The sequence below is a fragment of the Arsenophonus endosymbiont of Bemisia tabaci Q2 genome (genome assembly GCF_902713415.1).
In the GTDB taxonomy this organism is placed as follows: Bacteria; Pseudomonadota; Gammaproteobacteria; order Enterobacterales; family Enterobacteriaceae; genus Arsenophonus.
In genome coordinates this window covers 1-20794 of sequence record NZ_CACTIE010000005.1, presented here as the reverse complement: position 1 = coordinate 20794, position 20794 = coordinate 1, and the positions used below count along the sequence as shown (strand labels likewise).

At 37.6% G+C, this 20794-nt stretch carries 23 protein-coding genes and 6 pseudogenes; 15 read left to right on the top strand and 14 right to left on the bottom strand.

Translation table 11 applies throughout. The features are described from left to right. Positions 1-33: 33 nt before the first annotated feature. The 5 genes and pseudogenes from sspB to zapE all read right to left on the bottom strand — a co-directional run. Positions 34-525 carry a ClpXP protease specificity-enhancing factor gene (gene sspB, locus ARSQ2_RS00435; RefSeq protein WP_181993975.1) on the bottom strand — a complete coding sequence of 164 codons (492 nt, stop codon included), beginning with the start codon at positions 523-525 and terminating at the stop codon, positions 34-36. Between the two features lie 6 nt (positions 526-531). Next, entirely contained in the window at positions 532-1173 is a 642-nt protein-coding gene (gene sspA, locus ARSQ2_RS00430; RefSeq protein ID WP_181993974.1) for a stringent starvation protein SspA, read from the bottom strand. Positions 1174-1567: 394 nt separating this feature from the next. Beyond that, positions 1568-1960, bottom strand: a complete 393-nt coding sequence (rpsI, locus tag ARSQ2_RS00425) for a 30S ribosomal protein S9 (RefSeq protein ID WP_181993973.1) — start codon at positions 1958-1960, stop codon at positions 1568-1570. An 18-nt stretch (positions 1961-1978) separates the two neighbouring features. Further along, on the bottom strand, positions 1979-2407 hold the full coding sequence (rplM, locus tag ARSQ2_RS00420) for a 50S ribosomal protein L13 (protein ID WP_181993972.1): 429 nt from the start codon (positions 2405-2407) through the stop codon (positions 1979-1981). Positions 2408-2657: 250 nt separating this feature from the next. Next, positions 2658-2951 (bottom strand): annotated as a pseudogene (zapE, locus tag ARSQ2_RS00415) (AFG1/ZapE family ATPase); the annotation flags it as partial. A 37-nt stretch (positions 2952-2988) separates the two neighbouring features. Between zapE and ARSQ2_RS11775 the strand changes: the two are divergent. The 5 genes and pseudogenes from ARSQ2_RS11775 (at position 2989) to degS (ending at position 7370) form a co-directional block, all read left to right on the top strand. Further along, positions 2989-3204 carry an IS630 transposase-related protein gene (locus ARSQ2_RS11775; RefSeq protein ID WP_202880348.1) on the top strand — a complete coding sequence of 72 codons (216 nt, stop codon included), beginning with the start codon at positions 2989-2991 and terminating at the stop codon, positions 3202-3204. A gap of 60 nt (positions 3205-3264) precedes the next feature. After that, positions 3265-3810, top strand: a complete 546-nt coding sequence (locus tag ARSQ2_RS00410) for an IS630 family transposase (RefSeq protein ID WP_202880347.1) — start codon at positions 3265-3267, stop codon at positions 3808-3810. A gap of 272 nt (positions 3811-4082) precedes the next feature. Beyond that, positions 4083-4487, top strand: coding sequence for a Z-ring associated protein ZapG (zapG, locus tag ARSQ2_RS00405; RefSeq protein ID WP_181993970.1), 405 nt, complete (start codon positions 4083-4085; stop codon positions 4485-4487). A gap of 289 nt (positions 4488-4776) precedes the next feature. After that, entirely contained in the window at positions 4777-6201 is a 1425-nt protein-coding gene (locus ARSQ2_RS00400; protein ID WP_276529416.1) for a Do family serine endopeptidase, read from the top strand. A 100-nt stretch (positions 6202-6301) separates the two neighbouring features. After that, positions 6302-7370, top strand: a pseudogene (gene degS / locus ARSQ2_RS00395) (outer membrane-stress sensor serine endopeptidase DegS). A 52-nt stretch (positions 7371-7422) separates the two neighbouring features. On the opposite strand, the gene murA reads toward degS, so the two are convergent. The 8 genes from murA to ARSQ2_RS13430 all read right to left on the bottom strand — a co-directional run bounded on the left by murA (position 7423) and on the right by ARSQ2_RS13430 (position 12529). Continuing rightward, on the bottom strand, positions 7423-8688 hold the full coding sequence (murA, locus tag ARSQ2_RS00390; RefSeq protein ID WP_181993968.1) for a UDP-N-acetylglucosamine 1-carboxyvinyltransferase: 1266 nt from the start codon (positions 8686-8688) through the stop codon (positions 7423-7425). Between the two features lie 51 nt (positions 8689-8739). Further along, positions 8740-8994, bottom strand: a complete 255-nt coding sequence (gene ibaG, locus ARSQ2_RS00385; protein ID WP_181993967.1) for a BolA family iron metabolism protein IbaG — start codon at positions 8992-8994, stop codon at positions 8740-8742. Positions 8995-9141: 147 nt separating this feature from the next. Beyond that, a complete protein-coding gene (gene mlaB / locus ARSQ2_RS00380) occupies positions 9142-9426 on the bottom strand; it encodes a lipid asymmetry maintenance protein MlaB (RefSeq protein WP_181993966.1) in 285 nt (94 codons plus the stop codon). Next, complete coding sequence (mlaC, locus tag ARSQ2_RS00375) at positions 9423-10055, bottom strand: phospholipid-binding protein MlaC (protein WP_181993979.1); 633 nt, start codon at positions 10053-10055, stop codon at positions 9423-9425. Before mlaC ends, mlaB begins: the two co-directional genes overlap by 4 nt. A gap of 34 nt (positions 10056-10089) precedes the next feature. Next, the gene (gene mlaD / locus ARSQ2_RS00370; protein ID WP_181993965.1) at positions 10090-10626 is read right to left on the bottom strand and encodes an outer membrane lipid asymmetry maintenance protein MlaD; all 537 of its coding nucleotides are present in this window, start codon (positions 10624-10626) and stop codon (positions 10090-10092) included. Positions 10627-10629: 3 nt separating this feature from the next. Beyond that, entirely contained in the window at positions 10630-11412 is a 783-nt protein-coding gene (gene mlaE, locus ARSQ2_RS00365) for a lipid asymmetry maintenance ABC transporter permease subunit MlaE (protein ID WP_181993978.1), read from the bottom strand. A gap of 9 nt (positions 11413-11421) precedes the next feature. Continuing rightward, the gene (mlaF, locus tag ARSQ2_RS00360) at positions 11422-12225 is read right to left on the bottom strand and encodes a phospholipid ABC transporter ATP-binding protein MlaF (RefSeq protein WP_181993964.1); all 804 of its coding nucleotides are present in this window, start codon (positions 12223-12225) and stop codon (positions 11422-11424) included. Between the two features lie 178 nt (positions 12226-12403). Next, the gene (locus tag ARSQ2_RS13430; protein WP_255487067.1) at positions 12404-12529 is read right to left on the bottom strand and encodes a hypothetical protein; all 126 of its coding nucleotides are present in this window, start codon (positions 12527-12529) and stop codon (positions 12404-12406) included. A gap of 103 nt (positions 12530-12632) precedes the next feature. Between ARSQ2_RS13430 and kdsD the strand changes: the two genes are divergently transcribed. The 10 genes and pseudogenes from kdsD (at position 12633) to npr (ending at position 19684) form a co-directional block, all read left to right on the top strand. Next, positions 12633-13601: an arabinose-5-phosphate isomerase KdsD gene (kdsD, locus tag ARSQ2_RS00355; protein WP_202880346.1), complete on the top strand. Its 969-nt coding sequence runs from the start codon at positions 12633-12635 to the stop codon at positions 13599-13601. Between the two features lie 16 nt (positions 13602-13617). Next, positions 13618-14188 (top strand): annotated as a pseudogene (kdsC, locus tag ARSQ2_RS00350) (3-deoxy-manno-octulosonate-8-phosphatase KdsC). A gap of 17 nt (positions 14189-14205) precedes the next feature. Next, a complete protein-coding gene (gene lptC / locus ARSQ2_RS00345; RefSeq protein ID WP_181993976.1) occupies positions 14206-14796 on the top strand; it encodes an LPS export ABC transporter periplasmic protein LptC in 591 nt (196 codons plus the stop codon). Between the two features lie 6 nt (positions 14797-14802). Further along, positions 14803-15351: a lipopolysaccharide ABC transporter substrate-binding protein LptA gene (gene lptA / locus ARSQ2_RS00340; RefSeq protein ID WP_238334220.1), complete on the top strand. Its 549-nt coding sequence runs from the start codon at positions 14803-14805 to the stop codon at positions 15349-15351. Between the two features lie 6 nt (positions 15352-15357). Then, the gene (gene lptB / locus ARSQ2_RS00335; protein WP_181993962.1) at positions 15358-16083 is read left to right on the top strand and encodes an LPS export ABC transporter ATP-binding protein; all 726 of its coding nucleotides are present in this window, start codon (positions 15358-15360) and stop codon (positions 16081-16083) included. A gap of 105 nt (positions 16084-16188) precedes the next feature. Further along, a pseudogene (locus ARSQ2_RS00330) lies at positions 16189-17585 on the top strand (RNA polymerase factor sigma-54). Positions 17586-17607: 22 nt separating this feature from the next. Beyond that, complete coding sequence (gene hpf, locus ARSQ2_RS00325; RefSeq protein WP_181993961.1) at positions 17608-17895, top strand: ribosome hibernation promoting factor; 288 nt, start codon at positions 17608-17610, stop codon at positions 17893-17895. A gap of 120 nt (positions 17896-18015) precedes the next feature. Further along, on the top strand, positions 18016-18483 hold the full coding sequence (gene ptsN / locus ARSQ2_RS00320) for a PTS IIA-like nitrogen regulatory protein PtsN (RefSeq protein ID WP_181993960.1): 468 nt from the start codon (positions 18016-18018) through the stop codon (positions 18481-18483). Between the two features lie 76 nt (positions 18484-18559). Beyond that, positions 18560-19414, top strand: coding sequence for an RNase adapter RapZ (gene rapZ / locus ARSQ2_RS00315; RefSeq protein ID WP_181993959.1), 855 nt, complete (start codon positions 18560-18562; stop codon positions 19412-19414). Then, positions 19411-19684 (top strand): annotated as a pseudogene (gene npr / locus ARSQ2_RS00310) (PTS phosphocarrier protein NPr). The gene rapZ and the pseudogene npr overlap by 4 nt, the downstream one beginning before the upstream one ends. 276 nt (positions 19685-19960) lie before the next feature. Here npr and ARSQ2_RS00305 read toward each other — a convergent pair. Further along, a pseudogene (locus ARSQ2_RS00305) lies at positions 19961-20616 on the bottom strand (metallopeptidase TldD-related protein); the annotation flags it as partial. Between the last annotated feature and the right edge of the window lie 178 nt (positions 20617-20794).

The following is a 20794-nucleotide window of genomic DNA, read 5'->3' as shown; positions in this document are numbered from 1 at the left end:
GTATTTGATACTCTCCCTCAATCATGAGATAACTTATTTTATAACACGTAGCGTCGGGGGTCCTTTCGGTGGAATCGGCGACTCATCATCAGAAGATGAAATCGGCGTTATTTCTTGCGCTTCGTTTGACAACTCAGTATCACTAACCAGTACTAAATTTTGACTTTGAGCAATAGAATTGCCTGCAGCATCCTCATATTCTAGCTCAGGTTCAAACATTATTCCTGCTCCATTTTCGCGCCCATAGATAGCAATAATAGCGCTCATAGGTACTTCAACATGGCGAGGAACGCCACCAAAACGGCCATTGAAGCTGACAATTTCATTAGTCAGTTCTAAATTACCGACAGCAGAAGGTGTAATATTTAAAATAATCTGTCCTTTATTCGCATATTCCATCGGTACATTTACGCCAAAAATATTAACATCCACAACTAAATGGGGTGTCATATTATTGTCGAGAAGCCATTCATAATGAGCCCTAAGAAGATAAGGACGACGTGGCGACATTCCTAACAATTCCATAATAAATTAACCTGTGGTAGATAAAAGCATCTCACGCTCAGCTTCAGTTAATGAAGCAAGGAAAGAGTCTCGCTCAAATACACGTTCCATATAAGAACGAATACCCTCTGTTTCTTTTCCTTTAGGAATGTCGATCTTCCAGTAAGGTAAACGCCATAAAAGGGGAGCTAAATAGCAATCAACTAGACTAAATTCTTCGCTCATAAAAAACGGTCTTTCTTTAAAAATTGGCGAGATTGCTATCAGTTCCTCCCTTAACTGCTTACGGGCAGCCTCAGCTTGAGGATCCTTGTTTTCAATCTTATACATCAAAGAATACCAGTCCTTGTCTGTCCGATGTATCATCAAACGACTATTACCACGAGCAACGGGATAAACAGGCATCAATGGTGGATGCGGAAAGCGTTCATCAAGATATTCCATAACAACACGGGAATCATACAATGTTAATTCTCTATCAACCAGCGTTGGTACTGTTTGGTAAGGATTTAGATCAATCAAATCTTGAGGCAAATTACCCGCTTCAACATTCTCAATCTCAACGCTCACGCCTTTTTCTGCCAACACGATCCGCACTTGATGGCTAAATATGTCGGTCGGCCCGGAAAACAGTGTCATTACCGAACGTTTGTTGGCAGCGACAGCCATGAAAACCTCCAAGTTTTATTAAAAAAGAATAAACGGCCATAATATAATTAATTAGGCCATTCTTACATGTTTAAAATGCTGGTGAACTAATTTAGTCGGTTAACAGACATTTGACCTTTATTTATTAAACTACAATTAATACATGTTATTTCCACCAAATCAGGTGAGAAATAGATAAGAAAATAATGGCCTATAGTTTATCAGATTTTGTTCAATATGGGGGAAAGCTTGACAAGCTTTTATGATAAATGTAAAAAATTAAAGCAATTTTTTATTGAAAAAATTAATAACAAAAAAATTAAATTAATAATCGCAAAATAATATAAATTTATAACATGTTAAAAGCCCGCCTTTAGGCGGGCTTTTTTTACTAATTTTTTGTAAAAACAAGAAATTAACGTTTAGAGTATTGTGGACGACGACGTGCTTTACGCAGTCCCACTTTTTTACGCTCAATAGAACGCGCATCACGAGTAACAAACCCAGCTTTACGTAGTTCTGAACGTAGTGTCTCGTCATATCCCATCAATGCACGTGTAATACCATGACGGATTGCACCTGCTTGACCAGAAATCCCACCACCTTTAACGGTAATGTATAGATCCAGTTTCTGTAACATATCAACCAATTCTAACGGTTGGCGAACAACCATTTGCGCCGTTTCGCGGCCAAAATATTCTTCTAGGCTACGTTGATTGATAGTAATATTACCGCTACCTGTCTTAATGAAGACACGTGCGGAAGAGCTTTTCCGGCGACCAGTGCCGTAGTATTGATTTTCAGCCATTGCCTATATCCATCCCGATTAAATGTCAAGAATTTGCGGCTGCTGTGCCGCGTGGTTGTGATCACTACCCGCATAAACTTTCATTTTACGGTACATCTCACGACCAAGAGGTCCTTTGGGTAGCATACCTTTAACCGCAATTTCAATTACACGCTCAGGGTGACGGGCAATCATTTCTTCGAAGGTCGCTTGTTTGATACCACCGATATAACCAGTATGGCGATAGTAGATTTTGTCTTCACGCTTGTTACCAGTAACAGCAACTTTTTTTGCATTAACAACAATGATGTAATCACCAGTATCGACATGCGGAGTATATTCCGCTTTATGCTTGCCGCGCAAACGACGAGCTATTTCAGTTGCAAGACGGCCTAAAGTTTTTCCATCTGCATCAACAACGTACCAGTCACGTTTTACGGTTTCTGGTTTAGCTGTAAAAGTTTTCATTAAAGCTTACCCATATATAAGTTACATGTTGGCGAACACTCATATTTTATAAAAATACTTCACCATGTTCACGCTAATTTTTGTCCAGTAAATCCTACCCCTTCGAGTAGTCAAACTGACATTAATGCAAAATTTTGGGAAGTAAAAAACTTGCTGTAACGTGGGGTGGCAAAGATTATAGAGAAATTTTCGCCAAAAATCGACCCAAAAAATAAATTTCTCGTCAATTTATTGTATTATTACCCGCTAATCAAGCTATATGAGGTAATTTCAGGTATTCCTCACTCTGCATTTCTTGCAATCTTGATAAACAGCGTTGATATTCAAAACGTAACAAATTCCTTTTGTAAAGTTTATCCATTGCTACCTCAGCATTAATAATCAACTTAACTTTTCGTTCATAAAACTCATCAATCAGCGCGAGAAAACGCCTGGCTAGATCTTCATGGAGTTCTGACATCAATAAAACATTATACAGTATTACCGTATGATAATCTTTTGCTAAGACGATATAGTCATTTTGAGTACGTGCATCTTCACATAATATAGCTAAGCGACTTAATTTTGATGACATTATTTATATGAGCTATTCAATTGATTTTAGACGTAAAGTGATATTTACGATGGAAGAAGAAGGGTTGAGTATCCGAGAAACAGCGAAGCAATTTCGGATTGGCTCTGCATCTGTATCGTGTTGGATTAATCAAATAGAGCCAAAAGCATCGACTACGCGTCAGCGAAAAATCGATAAATCCGAGTTGATAAAAGATGTTGAACAATATCCAGATGCTTACTAAAAAGAGCCTGCAGAGCGTTTTGGCGTTTGTCAGAAGGCCATTTGGCAAGCTCTTAAAAAAATGGGATTGACCTATAAAAAACTCTACGTCATCCGAAAGCCGACAAAAACACTCGACAAACGTTTCAATAAAAAACAACAGTATGAAAAAGAAGGCAAGCATATTGTTTTTATTGATGAAAGTGCTTTTTCACACGATACCCCGCGGACTCACGGCTATTCCCCGAAAGGTCAACGGTGTGTTGGTCTCAAGAACTGGTGGGGAGTTAAAGGAAGAACAAATGTTATCGGCGCTTTATTGGGCACAACGGTGTTTGCTATCGGATTATTTGATATCAATATTAACAGCGATGTTTTCTATGCATGGGTCACCCAAGTCCTTATCCCAGTACTTCCTAAAAACAGTGTAATCATGATGGATAATGCAATTTTTCACAAGAAACAGAGTATTCAACAAGTCATCATCGATGCAGGGCATATGGTGGAATATTTGCCTACCTATTCGCCAGATCTGAATCCAATTGAACATAAATGGGCACAAGCTAAATGCAAAAAAAGAGCGCTCGGATGCGACACAGATATTTTGTTCGCACTTAATATGGTGTAATCAAAATTAAGTCGCTTAGCTATACTTTAATACCGCAAAATACTATGAAATCATTAGCAATAACTTTTCCCACTTTCACTTATAGCCTTTTAACAGGTATAGTGACTGCTATACTGTGAATCTATAGCTGAGCAACTTTAAAATGATTACAAGTAATTACTCTATATCAGTAAATTTATATTAGAGAAAAACATATATTTTGTAATCAAAATTAAGACGCTTAGCTGTATTTCTATGAAAATAAATGTTGTTTTGTTAATGAAGGAGTCAACATGACTTGGGAATATGCACTAATCGGTCTAATTGTAGGTTTCATTATTGGTGCACTAGTAGTTCGCTTCGGTAATACCAAGCTACGCAACCAACAAGCTTTACAAGCTGAACTTGAAAAGAAAAACCATGAATTGGAAGAATATCGTAAAGAATTGGTCAGCCATTTTGCGGGTAGTGCAGAGTTACTCGATAACATGGCGCAAGATTATCGTCAACTCTACCAGCATATGGCAAAAAGTTCTCATGAATTGATGCCTGATATGCCAATACAAAACAACCCTTTTAACTATCGTTTGACTGAATCAGAATCAGACAATGATCAAGCTCCGGTTAATTTACCACCTAAAGATTACTCTGAAAGTTCTTCTGGCTTATTTCGCACAATAAAAGAAAAAAGAAAGTAAATTAGGTTTGATATATTAATAAAATTGCATCTTTACCTAATTTTGATGATAGCGTATCCACCTGATAGAGTTATTTTGTTGTAAAAAATTAATATCATGTAAATACATGTAAAAAAACAATTACTACTATCTGTTGGCTGAACTTTTTTGCATAATTGAAAGTCTTAAAGTTGCTGAGGCCTTTTCTATACAGGATACAGGATACAGGATACAGGATACAGGATACAGGATACAGGATACAGGATAGCAAATTACCTTAAATAAATTAGGTATGAAGAGAATTAAATTCATGATGAAAAAAAAAGAAAAACATTTTTTAACTATATTAGCTATGAGTATCAGTCTTTCACTCATAAGTATACCTGCAGTAAATCATGCTGCATCAATGCCACCAATTGCTTTATCATCTGCTCAAGAATTACCTAGCCTAGCACCGATGCTAGAAAAAGTACTTCCTGCCGTAGTTAGTATTCGCGTATCTGGAACACGTGTTCAAAATCAGCAGCTACCCGAAGAATTTAAATTCTTTTTTGGGCCCAATTTTCCCTCAGAACAACAAAATATTCGCCCTTTTGAAGGATTAGGCTCCGGGGTTATTATTGACGCTGAAAAAGGTTATATCCTAACTAATAACCATGTCATCGATAATGCTAATAGCATCCAAATTCAGCTTAATGATGGCAGAGAAATTGACGTTAAACTTATCGGCCGTGATCCTCAAACAGATATCGCCCTATTACAAATCAAAGATTCAAGTACAGCAAATCTGAAAAAATTGAACTTAGTGACGATTAAAATAGCTGACTCCGATAAACTGCGAGTTGGTGATTTTGCTGTTGCTGTTGGTAACCCTTTCGGTTTAGGTCAAACAGCAACATCAGGCATTATTTCTGCATTAGGTCGTAGTGGTTTAAATGTAGAAGGTCTGGAAAATTTTATTCAAACTGACGCTTCTATTAATAGAGGTAACTCAGGTGGCGCATTAGTTAATCTCAATGGTGAACTAATTGGTATTAATACCGCTATTTTAGCGCCTGGTGGCGGTAATATTGGTATTGGCTTTGCCATTCCATCCAATATGGCTAAATCTCTTAGTGATCAAATTATCAAAAATGGTGAAGTAAAACGTGGATTGCTAGGGATCAAAGGCACTGAAATGACTTCTGATGTAGCAAAAGCATTGAAGATTGATGTGCAAAAAGGGGCATTTGTCAGTGAAGTGATACCAAATTCTGCAGCAGCTAAAGCAGGCATTCAATCTGGTGATATTTTGGTTTCGATTAATAAAAAATATATCAATAGCTTCGCTGAATTGAGAGCTAAAATTGGCACTAGTGAAATCGGTAAGCAGATCACCATCGGTTTACTACGTAAAGGCAAACCAATGGAAGTGAATGTTACCTTAGAAGATAGTGATTCCAGGAGTACGAAAGGCGAAGTTTTAACCACGTCAGTAATGGGAGCCACTTTAAGCAATAGTACAATCAAAGGCACTAAAGGTGTCAAGGTTGATAACGTTTCGTCTAATTCACCTGCAGCCATGCTTGGCCTGGCAAAAGGTGATCTTATTATTAGTGCCAACGAACAACGGATAGAAAATATTAATCAACTGCGTAAAATTATTGAAACTAAACCTACTGCTTTAGCATTAAATATTTTACGTGGTGATCAAAATATCTATTTATTACTTCGCGGTAATAATATATTCAATTAATCACCCAGCAAACAGGTACTGTTAACTATCGTACCTGTTTGTATTTATGGTATCCTGCTATTTTATTATCTCGTTAATCTTTTATTACAGAATACTTACTATGTTCATCAAGCTTTTTCGTGCCGTCATTGTAGGGCTTGTTATCGCTACTATTTTGCTAATGGCTATTCCATCTATACGCCCAAAAGGACTCACTGACCTCCTCGACAGTAAAAAAGATGAACAACCAATTAGTTATAGTAAAGCGGTACGTAGAGCAGCACCGGCAGTTGTCTATGTTTATAGGAGCGGGACCGGTAGTTTTTCCCAAAATGGGCGCGAATTAACTGCATTAGGCTCTGGTGTCATTATGAGCAGTAACCGTTATATTATTACCAACAGACATGTCGTTAATAACGCGAATCAAATTCAGATTGCACTGCCTGATAGATTAATTTTTGACACACTCATCGTTGGCTCAGATAACTTAACAGACTTGGCTGTTTTAAAAATAGACGCCGAAAATCTTCCTGTGATTCAGATTAACCCACAACGTAAAGCGCACGTTGGCGATATCGTGTTAGCCATCGGTAACCCCTATAATTTAGGACAAACAGTGACAAAAGGAATTATTAGCGCCACTGGACGGGTTGGGCTAAGTCCTACCCGCCGACAGAATTTTCTACAAACCGATGCGTCTATTAATCATGGAAATTCAGGCGGAGCGCTAATTAATACTGAAGGTGAATTGATGGGAATTAATACACTCACTCTCATTTGATCATTCAGAAAATGGTTTTACGCTTGAGGGATTAGGTTTTGCTATTCCAACAGAATTAGCAACTAAAATTATGGAAAAACTTATTCGTGATCCGCGGTTTTATCTGTATCACTGCGCGGGACTTACCCCGTATTCGCTCTAACAATAACGATATTAATCAAATTAAAGGGCTACGTATTTTTCAGATCGCGGCTCTAATGGCCCGGCAGAAAATGCTAGTATTCGAGTCGGTGACATTATTATTTCTGTTAATAATCGACCGGTTGTTTCGGCTGCGGAAACAATGGATCAAGTTGCTGAAATTAGTCCGGGCAGTATCATCCCTATCACACTACTGCGCAACGAAAAAAGAATGACTGTCCAAGTTAAAATTGAAGAGTACAATGAAGGTAAATTATTACTACAATAAGTAAGAATTAGCAGTCTCATAAAGGTACTGATTTTTACCTTAGTAAAGCAGGTTATATTTTCTTTGCAGTAATACGTTCTATATTGGCCCCTAAACTACGTAGCTTCTCTTCTATTTTCTCATATCCCCTATCGATATGATAAATCCGATCAACAGTCGTTTTTCCTTTCGCAATACATCCAGCAAGTACTAAACTAGCAGATGCCCGTAAATCGGTAGCCATGACTTGTGCACCCATAAGTTGTTCAACACCATGACAAACAACGGTATTTCCTTCTATTTCGGCATGGGCTCCCATACGAATTAACTCAGGGATATGCATAAAACGATTTTCAAAAATAGTTTCTGTTATTGTACTAACACCTTCAGCCAATAAATTAAGTAAACTAAATTGTGCCTGCATATCGGTTGGAAAGCCTGGATGCGGTTCTGTTCTGATAGTCACTGCTTTTGGCCGCTTACCATGCATATCCAGCTGGATCCAATCCTCGCCAATTTCAATCTCTGCACCCGCCTCACGTAATTTAGCTAATACTGCATCCAATGTAGCTGGTTTAGTATTGCGACAGATTACTTTACCTCCAGAGATAGCAGCTGCAACCAGAAATGTACCTGTTTCAATCCGATCAGGTAAAATTCTATAAATACCACCACCTAAGCGGGAAACTCCTTCAATAATAATGCTGTCTGTACCTGCACCCGTGATCTTTGCCCCTAATGAATTTAAAAAATTAGCTGTGTCTTCAACTTCAGGTTCACGAGCTCCGTTTTCAATAACGGTTTTTCCCTCTGCCAGAGTTGCAGCCGTCATAATAGACACGGTGGCGCCGACACTAACTTTATCCATAACAATATTGGCGCCTTGCAAACGACCATCAACCGATGCTTTAACATAACCTTCATCTAAGGTAATTTTGGCAGCAAGTTGTTCAAGCCCGGCAATATGTAAATCAACTGGACGCGCACCAATCGCACATCCTCCCGGTAAAGATACTTGGCCTTGACCGAAACGAGCCACTAATGGCGCCAAAGCCCAAATAGATGCACGCATCGTCTTGACTAATTCATAAGGAGCACAAAATTTATTAATACCATGTGCGTCAACAAAAATAGCGCCATTATGCTCAACTTTTGTACCTAACTGATTAAGTAATTCAATTGTTGTATCAATATCTTTTAGCTTTGGAACATTTTGTAATTCAACGGGTTCTTCTGCTAAAAGCGATGCAAACAATATCGGTAGTGCCGCATTTTTTGCACCAGAAATACAGACTTCTCCCATCAAACGGGTTGGCCCCTTCAATCGAAACTTGTCCATCTAGAAATTCTCTATGAGTAATATTTATATTATTAATGCAAAAGTATAGTCTTAAAAACCATTAAGCTTACGATCTCTTTTCCATTCCGCGGGGGTATAAGCTTTAATTGATAATGCATGGATCCGATTATCTGCAATATATTCCATTAGTGGTGCATAAATCACTTTCTGCTGCTTAACCCGACTCATACCGTCAAACATTTCACCAACAGCAATTATTTGAAAATGACTACCTTCCCCATTTACAATCACTTCATCAAGTTTCAATTGTTCTATTAATACTTGCTTTATTTTATTTGTATCCATAATTAAACTCAATTCTAACATTAAAAAACAATCCATCTACCCTAATCGATCTATCATCTGCTGCAAATCAAACAAAACGCCCTTGGCATAAAAATGCACAAGAGCGTTTGCTTTATATATAAACTATTTTTAAAATTTATGACCCAATTAGTTCATAAAATCCTCAAGTTTATAAAGCCTAATAAGGGTCTTAAAATGCTCACTAATACCTTCAAATACCCATTTATTCTCTGACTGCTGTTCTGATTTTAACCTAATAAACATAGCGAGTCCGGTAGAATCGATATGAGATAACTGGGAAACATTAATCGCATTAATACTTTTTAGCAACTGATTTCTCTGTTGCCAAAAAGCGGGTAGAGTATCACGATCAAGCTCACCGATTAAAATCAACATTTGACCTTTCTGCTCCCAAGTCAATATGGGTATCATGATTTTTTATTTTCCAGCGTAATGGGATTTTTTGCACTATTGAGCAACACTTTTGTCAAGCCGTCAATACCTTTATTGCGTAAAATATTAGCCCATTCGTTTTGTTTAGTTGTAATTAAACTAACACCTTCAGTAATCATATCATAAGCCTGCCAATAGCCAGTTTTGCTATTTTTACGCCATTGAAAATCAAGACGTACAGGTGGTCGGCCCTGTGGATCGGCAATTGTTACCCGAATAGCAACCACATTCCTATCACCCAGCGGTTGTTCAGGCGCAATTTGATATTGTTGCCCATGATACATTGCCAAAGCTTGCCCATAAGCTTGTTCCAAATAGGCTGCAGTCGCCTGAAAATAAGCATCCCGTTGTGAAGGGGTTGCACTACTATAATAAGATCCTAAGACTAATGCTCCTGCATACTTAATTTGTACATAAGGCATAAGTTCTTCACAAACAACCCTGCGTAAGTAATCTGGATTTTGTCGGATCATGGGCTGCTCATTTTTTAAGCGAGTAAAAGTTTTAGCAGCGGCTTCTTGCATCAGTTTATATGGATTAGTTTGATCTATCGCCATCGCAAATGGAGCAACCACTAACAAAGCCATTATTAAGAAAGGTTTAAACATAAAATAGGTTCTTTTTCTTATCATATAAGATTGTTCATGATGGTGTCGTGAAAGATTTTTCGTTATTTCCGGAAACTGAGCTTGCTCTATTCGAACGATTAGGATCGCCACTTCTATATAAGAATTGCCCAATTAAATCTTCCAATATTATTGCCGATTTAGTATCTTCGATGCGTCCACCGTCCTTAAGAAAGGTAATTCCCATATCCGGATCATAAAAACCCATATTAAGTGCTAAAAACTGCTCACCTAATAATCCCGCAGTAAGTATCGACAATGAGCTGTTATCAGGAATATTATCATATTGACTAAAAATCGCTAAGGTAACACGTGGCGTATAAGTTTTCTTATCCAACATAATATCGACTATTCGGCCAACCACCAGACCACGTATTTTTACCGGCGAGTTTACTTTCAATCCGCCTACATTGGTAAAAGAGGCAGTAACTTTATAAGTCGGTTGATTACCAAATGATTTAATATCTGCAACTTTTAAACATAAAAAGACAATTGCAGCTAATCCAATCAAAACAAATAGTCCAACTAGAATTTCACTTTTCTTACTTTGCATGAATTAATTCCCAAACATCAGTGCAGTAAGCACAAAATCTAAACCTAACACAGCTAATGCAGAATCAACAACGGTTCTGGTTGTTGCACGACTTATCCCTTCCGATGTTGGGATGGCATCATAACCATTAAATAAAGCTATCAAGCTGACTGTAAAAGCGAATACCACACTTTTAATAAAACAGTTGAGAATATCCTTTTTCCACTCGATAGCAGATTGCATCGATGACCAAAAAAAGCCTTCATCAATTCCTTTCCAATGAACACCGACTAGCGCACCACCTAATATGCCTACGGCGACAAAAATTAATGCCAGTAATGGCATACTGATCAGTCCCGCCAAAAAACGTGGTGCAATAACTCGACGTAATGGATCAACCGCCATCATTTCCAAACTAGAGATCTGCTCTGTTGCTTTCATCAACCCTATTTCTGCCGTTAATGCAGAACCTGCTCTGCCAGAAAATAAAAGTGCGGTCACCACTGGTCCTACTTCCCTTAATAGAGAAAGAGCGACCATCATGCCAAGACTGGATTCAGCACTAAACATGGTCAAGACTAAATATCCTTGTAAACCAAGTACCATGCCAATGAATAATCCCGATACAGCAATAATTAATAAAGATAAGACTCCTACATTGTAGAGCTGTTTTATTAATAATGGCCATTGTTTTGCAAATTCAGGTTTGCCAAATAAGGCCCGACATAACAAATAGCCAGCACGACCAAATGTCGCCACCATAGCTAGTGAACGATGGCCTAATGCGGCTAATGTATCAATTAGTATCATCTCCCATCACCCTAATAAATCTGCTGCATAATTTCCTGCCGGAAACTTAAATGATACCGGACCATCTGCTATACCATCAAGAAACTGCCTAACCCGCGCATCCTTATTTTGTTGCAATTCTTTCGCTGTGCCTTCAGCAATAACATGTTGCTCTGCAACAATATAAGCTTTATCCGCTATGCTCAACACTTCTGGCACATCGTGAGAAACAATAACGCAAGTAATACCTAATGCATGATTAAGTTCATCAATAAGTTTAACCAAAACTCCCATGGTTATCGGATCTTGCCCAACAAAAGGTTCATCAAATAGAATTAATTGTGGATCAAGGGCAATAGCGCGTGCCAATGCTGCTCGTCGCGCCATACCACCTGACAGTTCAGCTGGCATAAGATTGCCTGCACCTCTCAACCCGACTGCTTCTAGTTTCATCATGACCACTGTTCGAATAATTTCTGCTGCTAAAACAGTATGTTCACGTAAAGGGAAAGCAACATTGTCAAAAATATTCATATCAGTAAACAAGGCGCCTGACTGAAACAACATACTCATTTTCTTGCGAGCAGCATAAAGTTCCGCGCGTGATAGTGTTGGAATATTAATACCATCAAACCAAATTTCTCCTTTATCTGGCTGTAATTGTCCACCAATCAAACGTAGCAACGTTGTTTTTCCAATACCTGATGGTCCCATGATTGCCGTAATTTTTCCCCTGGGGATCGTCAAGCTCATATCGGTAAAAATCAGCCGTTGACCCCGAATAAAAGACATATCTTTGATTTCTATGATATTATCTACAGACTTCTTCATGACGATAATAGCCTTTCTGTCTAATTATCATTTAAGTATATTTACTCAGTATGAAACATATTACCTAAAAACTAGCATATATTCGCTATCAATATTATTGCCAATTTTATTTTTGTTCATTACATCGTGACAATAAACAAATTTTCAAATGTCATCATAGTGAAAAATGCTATTTTTTCTAATAATATAACGCACGGATAATATATTGATGACAGTAATACAAAGCGAGTGATATGAAAAAACGAGTCTTACTAATATAGCTAAGCGTCTTAATTTTGATTACAAAATATATGTTTTTCTCCAATATAAATTTACTGATATAGAGTAATTACTTGTAATCATTTTAAAGTCGCCCAGCTATATTAACCCATATAATTAAATTAGTTATATCAAATTGGGAAATAAAAATGTCTGAAATTGATTTTCAAAAAACAGCGAAGAAGGTATTGGAGATTGAACGTAGCGGGCTTGCCAATTTGGAGCAATATATGAATGATGATTTTAACCAAGCTTGTGAACTGATTTTCAAATGTACTGGCAAAGTCGTTGTTATGGGGATGGGTAAATCAGGCCATATTGGCCGTAAAATTGCAGCCACATTAGCCAGTACAGGAACACCGGCTTTTTTTGTCCATCCAGGAGAAGCCAGTCATGGTGATTTAGGCATGATTAGTCGTCAAGATATTCTTCTGGCTATTTCTAATTCCGGTGAGTCAAATGAAATATTAGCACTCATTCCAGTGTTAAAACGCCAACACATTGCATTAATTTGTATGACAAAAAATCCTGCTAGTAGGATGGGAAGAGCGGCAGATTTTCACCTTTGTATCAAAGTACCGCAGGAAGCTTGTCCATTAGGTCTAGCGCCAACAACAAGCACAACCGCGATGTTAGTTATGGGAGATGCTATTGCGGTCGCTTTACTTGAAGCGCGGGGTTTTACTGCTGAAGATTTTGCATTTTCTCATCCAGGTGGCACATTGGGCCGCAAACTTTTATTAAGAGTGAGTGACCTAATGCATACTGGGAAAAATATTCCAAATGTCATGAAACAGGCAAAATTACAGCAAGCATTAGTGGAAATTAGTCGCAAAAAACTAGGTATGGTTGTGATTTGTAATGAAGAAATGCAAATTGAAGGTATTTTTACCGATGGTGACTTACGACGCGTCTTTGCAATGAATATTGACTTAAATAATGCCAAAATTACCGATGTAATGACAGCCGGTGGTATTAGGGTAAAACCCGATATGCTAGCGATTGACGCCTTAAATTTGATGCAACACCACCATATTACTTCCTTACTGGTGGCAAAAGCAGATACACTTATTGGTATTATTCATTTGCATGATCTCTTGCAAGCTGGCATCATATAATTATTGGAAATAATACATGAATAATGATAATAAAATTACAACCGGTTATGGCCCAATAGACCAACATATCGTTGAAAAAGCACGTCTTATAAAATTACTAATTTGTGATGTTGATGGTGTCATGACAGATGGCTTAATTTATATGGGAAATAATGGTGAAGAAGTAAAAGCATTCAATGTAAAAGATGGTTATGGTATCCGTTGTTTACTAACCTCTGCAATTGAAGTTGCCATTATTACTGATCGTAAAGCTAAATTATTAGAAGATCGTGCCAAAACACTCGGTATTAATTATCTTTACCAAGGGCAAAGTGAAAAAATTAGCTTATAATAATCTGATAACCCGATTAAAACTCCAACCTCAACAGATTGCTTATATTGGTGTATTGGTGATGATTTAATTGACTGGCCTGTCATGTCGCAGATAGGGCTTTCGGTTCCTGTAGCTGACGCGCATCCAATGTTGTTAAGTAAAGCGCATTATGTTACATATCAAGCAGGCGGGAAAGGTGCGGTACGTGAAATTTCTGATCTGATCCTGCTTGCTCAAGATAAGATAGAAAAATGCCCACGGTTTATCAATATAGGCAAAAATGAAACAACGATGAGCAAATTTAAGTTTTTGTTTAACATTATATTAACACTAATTGTTTTAGCGCTTATTGGCTGGAACTTAGCTGATTTTAATCAATCAAAAGCACCCGTTATGGTTGATAACGGCGAACCAAATTATCAAACTGGTAATGCCATTAGCCATGTCTATGATCCAATGGGTAAATTCGCCTATAAGCTGATCACGGATGAGACGCGGCACTTTTCGAGTAATAAAACCAGCTGGTTTATTAATCCAGCATTAACAACTTATGACCCAAAAAGTATCCCCACTTGGACCGTACGCTCCAATAAAGCCAAATTAACCAACGACAATATGCTCTATTTATATGGTAATGTTCAAGTAAATAACTTAAATCCAACTTCAGATTTACAAAAAATTTTGACGGAAAATGCCATCGTTAACCTAATTACCCAGGATGTTTCATCTGATGATAAAGTCACAGTAATTGGTATCGGTTTACGATCAGTGGGTATGAAAATGCGCGGTAATATGAGAACGCATACCGCTGAATTAATTGAAGATGTTAAAACCTATTATGAAATACCCAATAAGCAGAGAGCTCCCGAAGGAAACAACTAAATGATATTGGCAAAAAAGATCTTCATTAATGTAGCATTCACTAGTTCAATATTCATATTAAGCTTGCCAGCAATAGCGCTGAAAAGTGATTCTCAACAACCCATTCAGATTGATTCAGTTAAACAGTCACTTGATTTAGAAAAAAATATTACCACATTTACAGAAAATGTTTTTATAAAACAAGGTTCTATAGATGTTCGAGCTAATAAAGTCGTTGTCACCCGCCCGAACGGCGATGCCAAAAAGATGGTTGTCGAAGCCTATGGTACACCAGCCAATTTTTATCAATTAAAAGATGATGGTAAACCGATCAAAGGTCACAGCGACAAAATACGTTATGAAATGGAGAAAGAGCTGGTCATCCTAACGGGTAATGCTTATCTTGAACAACTAGATAGCAATATTAAAGGTGAAAAAATTACCTATTTAGTCCCAACCCAACAAATGGAAGCATTTAGTGATAAAGGGAAACGAGTAACGACCATACTGTTACCTTCCCAATTACAAGAAAAAGGCCCTGGGGTAAAAAGTACAAATAATAGTAAGAGTAAATAATAGAAAATGGCGAAATTAACTGCGAAACATTTGGCAAAAATATACAAAAACCGCAAGGTTGTTGAAGACGTTAGCCTGGAGGTCAGTTCAGGTGAAATCGTTGGTTTACTGGGGCCAAACGGTGCAGGTAAAACGACAACCTTCTATATGGTGGTTGGTATCGTTCCTCGTGATACTGGAAAAATAACTATCGACGATGAAGATATTAGTTTGCTGCCGCTTCACGAACGGGCTCTTAGGGGAATAGGTTATTTACCACAAGAAGCCTCAATATTTCACCGGCTAAACGTTTACGATAACCTGATGGCTGTATTAGAAATTCGTAAAGATTTAACATTCGAAAAAAAACAGCAACGTGCCGAAGAATTGATGGAAGAGTTTAGTATTACTCATTTGCGAAATAACCTCGGTCAATCACTTTCTGGCGGGGAGCGTCGCCGGGTAGAAATAGCCCGGGCATTAGCGGCTGATCCTAAATTTATTCTTTTAGATGAACCTTTTGCTGGTGTTGATCCGATTTCAGTATTAGATATAAAAAAAATAATCCAACACTTGAGAGATTATGGTTTAGGCGTATTAATAACCGATCACAATGTGAGAGAGACATTAGATGTCTGTGAACGTGCTTACATTGTCAGTCAAGGTCATCTTATCGCTCATGGAACTCCTAAAGCGATTTTAGAAAATGAACAAGTCAAACGCGTCTATTTGGGAGAAGGTTTCCGCCTCTAACCGTGACTAATTAAAGTTGGTAAATTTTTTATTATGTTATTCCCAAGAGGCTAAGCCAATTTTATGAAACAGAGTTTGCAACTCCGACTCAGTTAGCAGTTGGCGATGACACCACAGCTACAACAAGCTATTCGTTTGTTGCAACTTTCAACATTAGAATTTCAACACGAAATTCAGCAAGCTCTTGAAAGCAATCCTTTACTTGAACAAGATGACCTCTACCAGGAAATTGAAACATCAGATATTAATGATAACGAGCCAGCGGCACTAGATAGTTTTGACGCCATCGAACAAAATGATGTGCAAAGCGAATTAGCTTTAGATACTAATTGGGAAGAAATTTACCCCTCAGATAACTATCCAACTCTAACCAATAATTTTAGTGACAATGATTTTCCTATCTACCAAGGAGAAACATTGCAAACGTTGCAAGATTATTTATCCTGGCAAGCATCATTAACACCTTTTACTGAAATAGATGCCGCGATTGCCACCGCCATTATTGATGCTGTGGACGATTCCGGCTATTTAAGCACCACTATTGAAGATATTTACGCGGGTTTAGCCCTAGCAGATATTATCCAGGAAGAAGTTGAAATGGTATTAAAACGGATCCAGCACTTCGATCCGATTGGCGTCGCAGCCAAAAATTTAAAAGACTGCTTACTAATCCAGTTATCAGCGTTACCTCGCGAGCTTCCTTTTCTAAAAGAAGCTAAACTGATAATTAACGACCATTTAGAATTACTTAGTAATCGTAATTTTCGGCAACTTAGCCGAAAAACCAAATTAAAAGAAACGGCCTTGAAAGAAGTTATCGCTATGATCCAACGATTAGATCCTAAACCTGGGAAAATCATTCAAACTAATGAACCACAATATATTGTCCCCGATGCTCTGGTACGCAAAATAGATAATGACTGGCAAATAGCTCTAAATACTGAAAACATTCCACGCTTAAAAATCAATCAACATTATGCTTCTCTAGGTAAATACTCTGATAATGAAGAAGATAACCAATTCATCCGTAACAACTTACAAGATGCAAAATGGTTAATAAAAACTTTAGAAAGTCGTAATGAAACTTTATTAAAAGTTGCCCAATGTATTGTTGAAAATCAACAACAGTTTTTTGAATATGGTGAAAAGTATATCAAACCTATGGTAATAGGGGATATTGCTTATCAGGTTGATATGCACGAATCGACGATTTCCCGTGTCACATCGGAAAAATATCTACATAGTTCAAGAGGTATTTTTGAACTGAAATACTTTTTTTCTAGCCATGTTAACACTGATACCGGAGGAGAAGCCTCTTCTATAGCTATACGTGCGCTAGTAAAAAACTCATTGCGGCAGAGAATCCTGCAAAACCCTTGAGTGATAACAAATTAACGAGCATACTAGCAGAACAGGGTATTCAAATTACTCGTCGTACAGTTGCTAAATATCGAGAGTTTCTATCCATTCCATCCTCGAATCAGCGTAAAAAACTGATTTGAATTAACTGAGAAGGAAGATACTATGGAATTTCAAATTACTGGCCAAAATATTAAAATTACCGAAGCATTACGCCAAACCGTGGAAAAAAAATGTTCAAAATTTGAACAATATTTTGACCATATCAATGCTATTCATGTAATTTTAAAAGTACAGAAATTTAATCAAATTGCTGAGGCAACGGCGAAAGTAAATAAAGCAGAACTACATGCTTCTGCTCAAGAAGATGATATGTATGCGGCAATTGATGCCATGGTAGAAAAAATGGCGCGCCAGCTTACTAAATACAAAGAAAAATTGAAACAACATTAATCTGTGTTATTAAACAACAAGGGCACTATGACACTAAATGTAGATTATCGATGTTAGTATCGTTCATCCCAGATATTCATTATGGATATCTGGTATAATTGCCCTAAGTAAATAAATTCAATGAACAGTGAAAAAAAATTATCATTAAGCTCGGTATTAACACCATCATGTACACTAAATAATGTACATTGTACGAGTAAAAAACGAGCACTAGAAATTATTAGTGAAGTTGCTGCAATTGCACTGAATGTACCTGGAAGTGTCGTTTTTGACTCATTATTAACCCGTGAAAAAGTTGGCAAAACCGGTATAGGTGGAGGTATTGCAATCCCACATGGCAAATTAAATAAAAACAATTCATCCGACGCAGTTGGTGTTTTTCTCCATTTAGATGAACCTATTGCTTTTGATGCCATTGATAATCAGTCAGTCGATTTACTGTTTGCATTATTAGTTCCTTCAGAGCAATGTAAACCACATTTACATACTCTCTCTTTAATTGCCAAACGGTTAGCTGATAAAAACCTATGTCGTCGTTTACGCGCTGCGCAAAGTAATGATGAACTCTATAAAATCATTACTGAATAACTGGTTTGTAAAAAACTAAGCCAAATAATGATTTTCATTGTGAAGAAACTTAAGGGGTATGACTCATGGTTGACTCATGGTGCTGATGATAGTCAGTGGCCGTTCTGGTTCAGGTAAATCAGTTGCTCTACGGGCACTGGAGGATATGGGTTTTTATTGTGTTGACAATCTGCCCGTTATTTTACTACCAGAATTAGCAAATTCACTTGCTGAACGACAAACTTCTGCGGCCGTGAGTATCGATGTTCGTAATATGCCAGACAACCCAACAATTTTCAAGAATGCGTTAAAAAATCTACCAGCTAGTTTTTCCCCACAATTACTTTTTCTTGATGCAGATCGTAATATGCTGATCAGAAGATATAGTGATACACGCCGTTTACATCCACTCTCAAATAAAAATTTGTCATTAGAAAATGCTATTGATGAAGAAAATGATCTATTAGAGCCACTCCGCTCACGCGCAGATTTAGTTATCGACACCTCTGAAATGTCAGTACATGAACTGGCTGAAATGCTTAGAGCTCGTTTATTAGGTAAACGGGAACGTGAATTGACCATGGTTTTCGAATCCTTTGGCTTTAAACATGGTATTCCGATCGACGCAGATTATGTGTTTGATGTCCGTTTTTTACCTAACCCACATTGGGATCCTAAATTACGTCCTATGACAGGTCTCGATCGTCCTGTTGCTGCCTTTCTTGATCGACACACAGAAGTGCATAACTTTATCTATCAAACCCGTAGTTATCTTGAATTATGGTTACCCATGTTAGAATCTAATAACCGTAGCTATTTGACGATTGCTATCGGTTGTACCGGAGGTAAACACCGTTCAGTTTATGTTGCCGAACAACTGGCTGATTATTTTCGTTCTAGAGGCAAAAATGTTCAGTCGCGTCATCGGACGTTAGAAAAGAGAAAGTCATGACTGTCTATCACCGCATCATTATAAAAAATCAACAGGGTATGCATGCCAGGCCAGCAATGATGCTCTGTCAACTAATCCAACAATTTGAATCTTCGGTGCTATTGCGCAATTGCCATAATATAGAAGCTCAAGCAGATAGTGTTATAGCGATGCTAATGTTAGACTCATAAGAAGGTAGTTATATCGATATTGAAGTAACCCGGTCCAGATGAAGAGCAGGCACTAGCAGCAATTATTCAACTTTTTCATCATAAACTTGAAGAAGATTAACCAGTCTCTTTCAAAAAATTTAATTAAATCAACGTTATTAAACAGCCACTTTTCACCGCTATCAACTACCTAAAATTACGCGATATCTGCTAACACTATTATTCTTTCAATGTCATTTAATATACTGTGGCAAATTGAGTAAAAGTCATTCTGCCACACTAAAATGCTACTGAGTTGGCATCAACCCCATCAATAACTTCTCCGTCATCTGGTAATTTCTGCTCTTGCTGTAAATGCCTATCATTTTAACCGTTCAATCCGGCCAAATCTTCTCATTTAACGACAGCAATTATTAGCAAAATACTGACCAGCAACATGCATCTTTGGTAATAATACCGAACTACATTGAATATTACTGCGAGTTTCAATATCGTTGCCTATTGTTACGATATTAGCCCACATCTATTTTAGATTGCCAGCAATAGTAATTTCAATGAAAGAATATTATATTACGCCGTTTTCAACCCAAAAACCGGCTGCTCCCCAAGAATAATCCCCCGTTAGCGAGCTAACTCCCTACCCCATCAATTCAGTAACAACTAACCCCGTCCCCATTTCTCGCAACAAAACAGTAAAATCTAACCCCTCGCCGACTATATGCCAGTATGAATACCACCAGCATGACCAGTACTCTGTAAGCCAAGCTTACGTGCTGCATAACTGGTCAATAACCAAGTTTGTAATATCCCTTGCGCAATAATATTACGTTAACTAGTGTTCACACCTTCACTATCAAAGGGAGATGACGCTAGTCCGCTAATCAGATGTGGCTTCTCCTGAATAATTAACCAAGAAGGAAAAATTTGCTTACCAAGGCTGTCTAATAAAAAAGAGGATCTACGATAAATACTTGTACCACTAATCGCACCAACCAGGTGACCAAATAAACCGGTTGCTACCTCAGCAGCAAAAATGACCGGTATCTTCATAGTTTATATAGCTAAGCGACTTAATTTTGATTACACTATATTGAGTCCGAACAAAATATCTGTATCGCATCCGAGTGCTCTTTTTTTGCATTTAGCTTGTGCCTATTTATGTTCAATTGGATTAAGATCTGGCGAATAGGTAGGCAAATATTCCATCATATTCCCCGCATCGATGATGACT

Coding starts and splice junctions, on each gene's coding strand:
- ARSQ2_RS00410 (WP_202880347.1), top strand. CDS start 3,265: ATGGGATTGACCTATAAAAAACTCTACGTCATCCGAAAGCCGACAAAA.
- murA (WP_181993968.1), bottom strand. CDS start 8,688: ATGGACAAGTTTCGATTGAAGGGGCCAACCCGTTTGATGGGAGAAGTC.
- kdsD (WP_202880346.1), top strand. CDS start 12,633: ATGTCTGAAATTGATTTTCAAAAAACAGCGAAGAAGGTATTGGAGATT.
- sspA (WP_181993974.1), bottom strand. CDS start 1,173: ATGGCTGTCGCTGCCAACAAACGTTCGGTAATGACACTGTTTTCCGGG.
- rpsI (WP_181993973.1), bottom strand. CDS start 1,960: ATGGCTGAAAATCAATACTACGGCACTGGTCGCCGGAAAAGCTCTTCC.
- rapZ (WP_181993959.1), top strand. CDS start 18,560: ATGGTGCTGATGATAGTCAGTGGCCGTTCTGGTTCAGGTAAATCAGTT.
- ARSQ2_RS00400 (WP_276529416.1), top strand. CDS start 4,777: ATGATGAAAAAAAAAGAAAAACATTTTTTAACTATATTAGCTATGAGT.
- mlaD (WP_181993965.1), bottom strand. CDS start 10,626: ATGCAAAGTAAGAAAAGTGAAATTCTAGTTGGACTATTTGTTTTGATT.
- mlaB (WP_181993966.1), bottom strand. CDS start 9,426: ATGATACCCATATTGACTTGGGAGCAGAAAGGTCAAATGTTGATTTTA.
- lptB (WP_181993962.1), top strand. CDS start 15,358: ATGGCGAAATTAACTGCGAAACATTTGGCAAAAATATACAAAAACCGC.
- zapG (WP_181993970.1), top strand. CDS start 4,083: ATGACTTGGGAATATGCACTAATCGGTCTAATTGTAGGTTTCATTATT.
- ARSQ2_RS11775 (WP_202880348.1), top strand. CDS start 2,989: ATGAGCTATTCAATTGATTTTAGACGTAAAGTGATATTTACGATGGAA.
- hpf (WP_181993961.1), top strand. CDS start 17,608: ATGGAATTTCAAATTACTGGCCAAAATATTAAAATTACCGAAGCATTA.
- mlaC (WP_181993979.1), bottom strand. CDS start 10,055: ATGTTTAAACCTTTCTTAATAATGGCTTTGTTAGTGGTTGCTCCATTT.
- rplM (WP_181993972.1), bottom strand. CDS start 2,407: ATGAAAACTTTTACAGCTAAACCAGAAACCGTAAAACGTGACTGGTAC.
- lptC (WP_181993976.1), top strand. CDS start 14,206: ATGAGCAAATTTAAGTTTTTGTTTAACATTATATTAACACTAATTGTT.
- ptsN (WP_181993960.1), top strand. CDS start 18,016: ATGAACAGTGAAAAAAAATTATCATTAAGCTCGGTATTAACACCATCA.
- mlaF (WP_181993964.1), bottom strand. CDS start 12,225: ATGAAGAAGTCTGTAGATAATATCATAGAAATCAAAGATATGTCTTTT.
- sspB (WP_181993975.1), bottom strand. CDS start 525: ATGGAATTGTTAGGAATGTCGCCACGTCGTCCTTATCTTCTTAGGGCT.
- ibaG (WP_181993967.1), bottom strand. CDS start 8,994: ATGGATACAAATAAAATAAAGCAAGTATTAATAGAACAATTGAAACTT.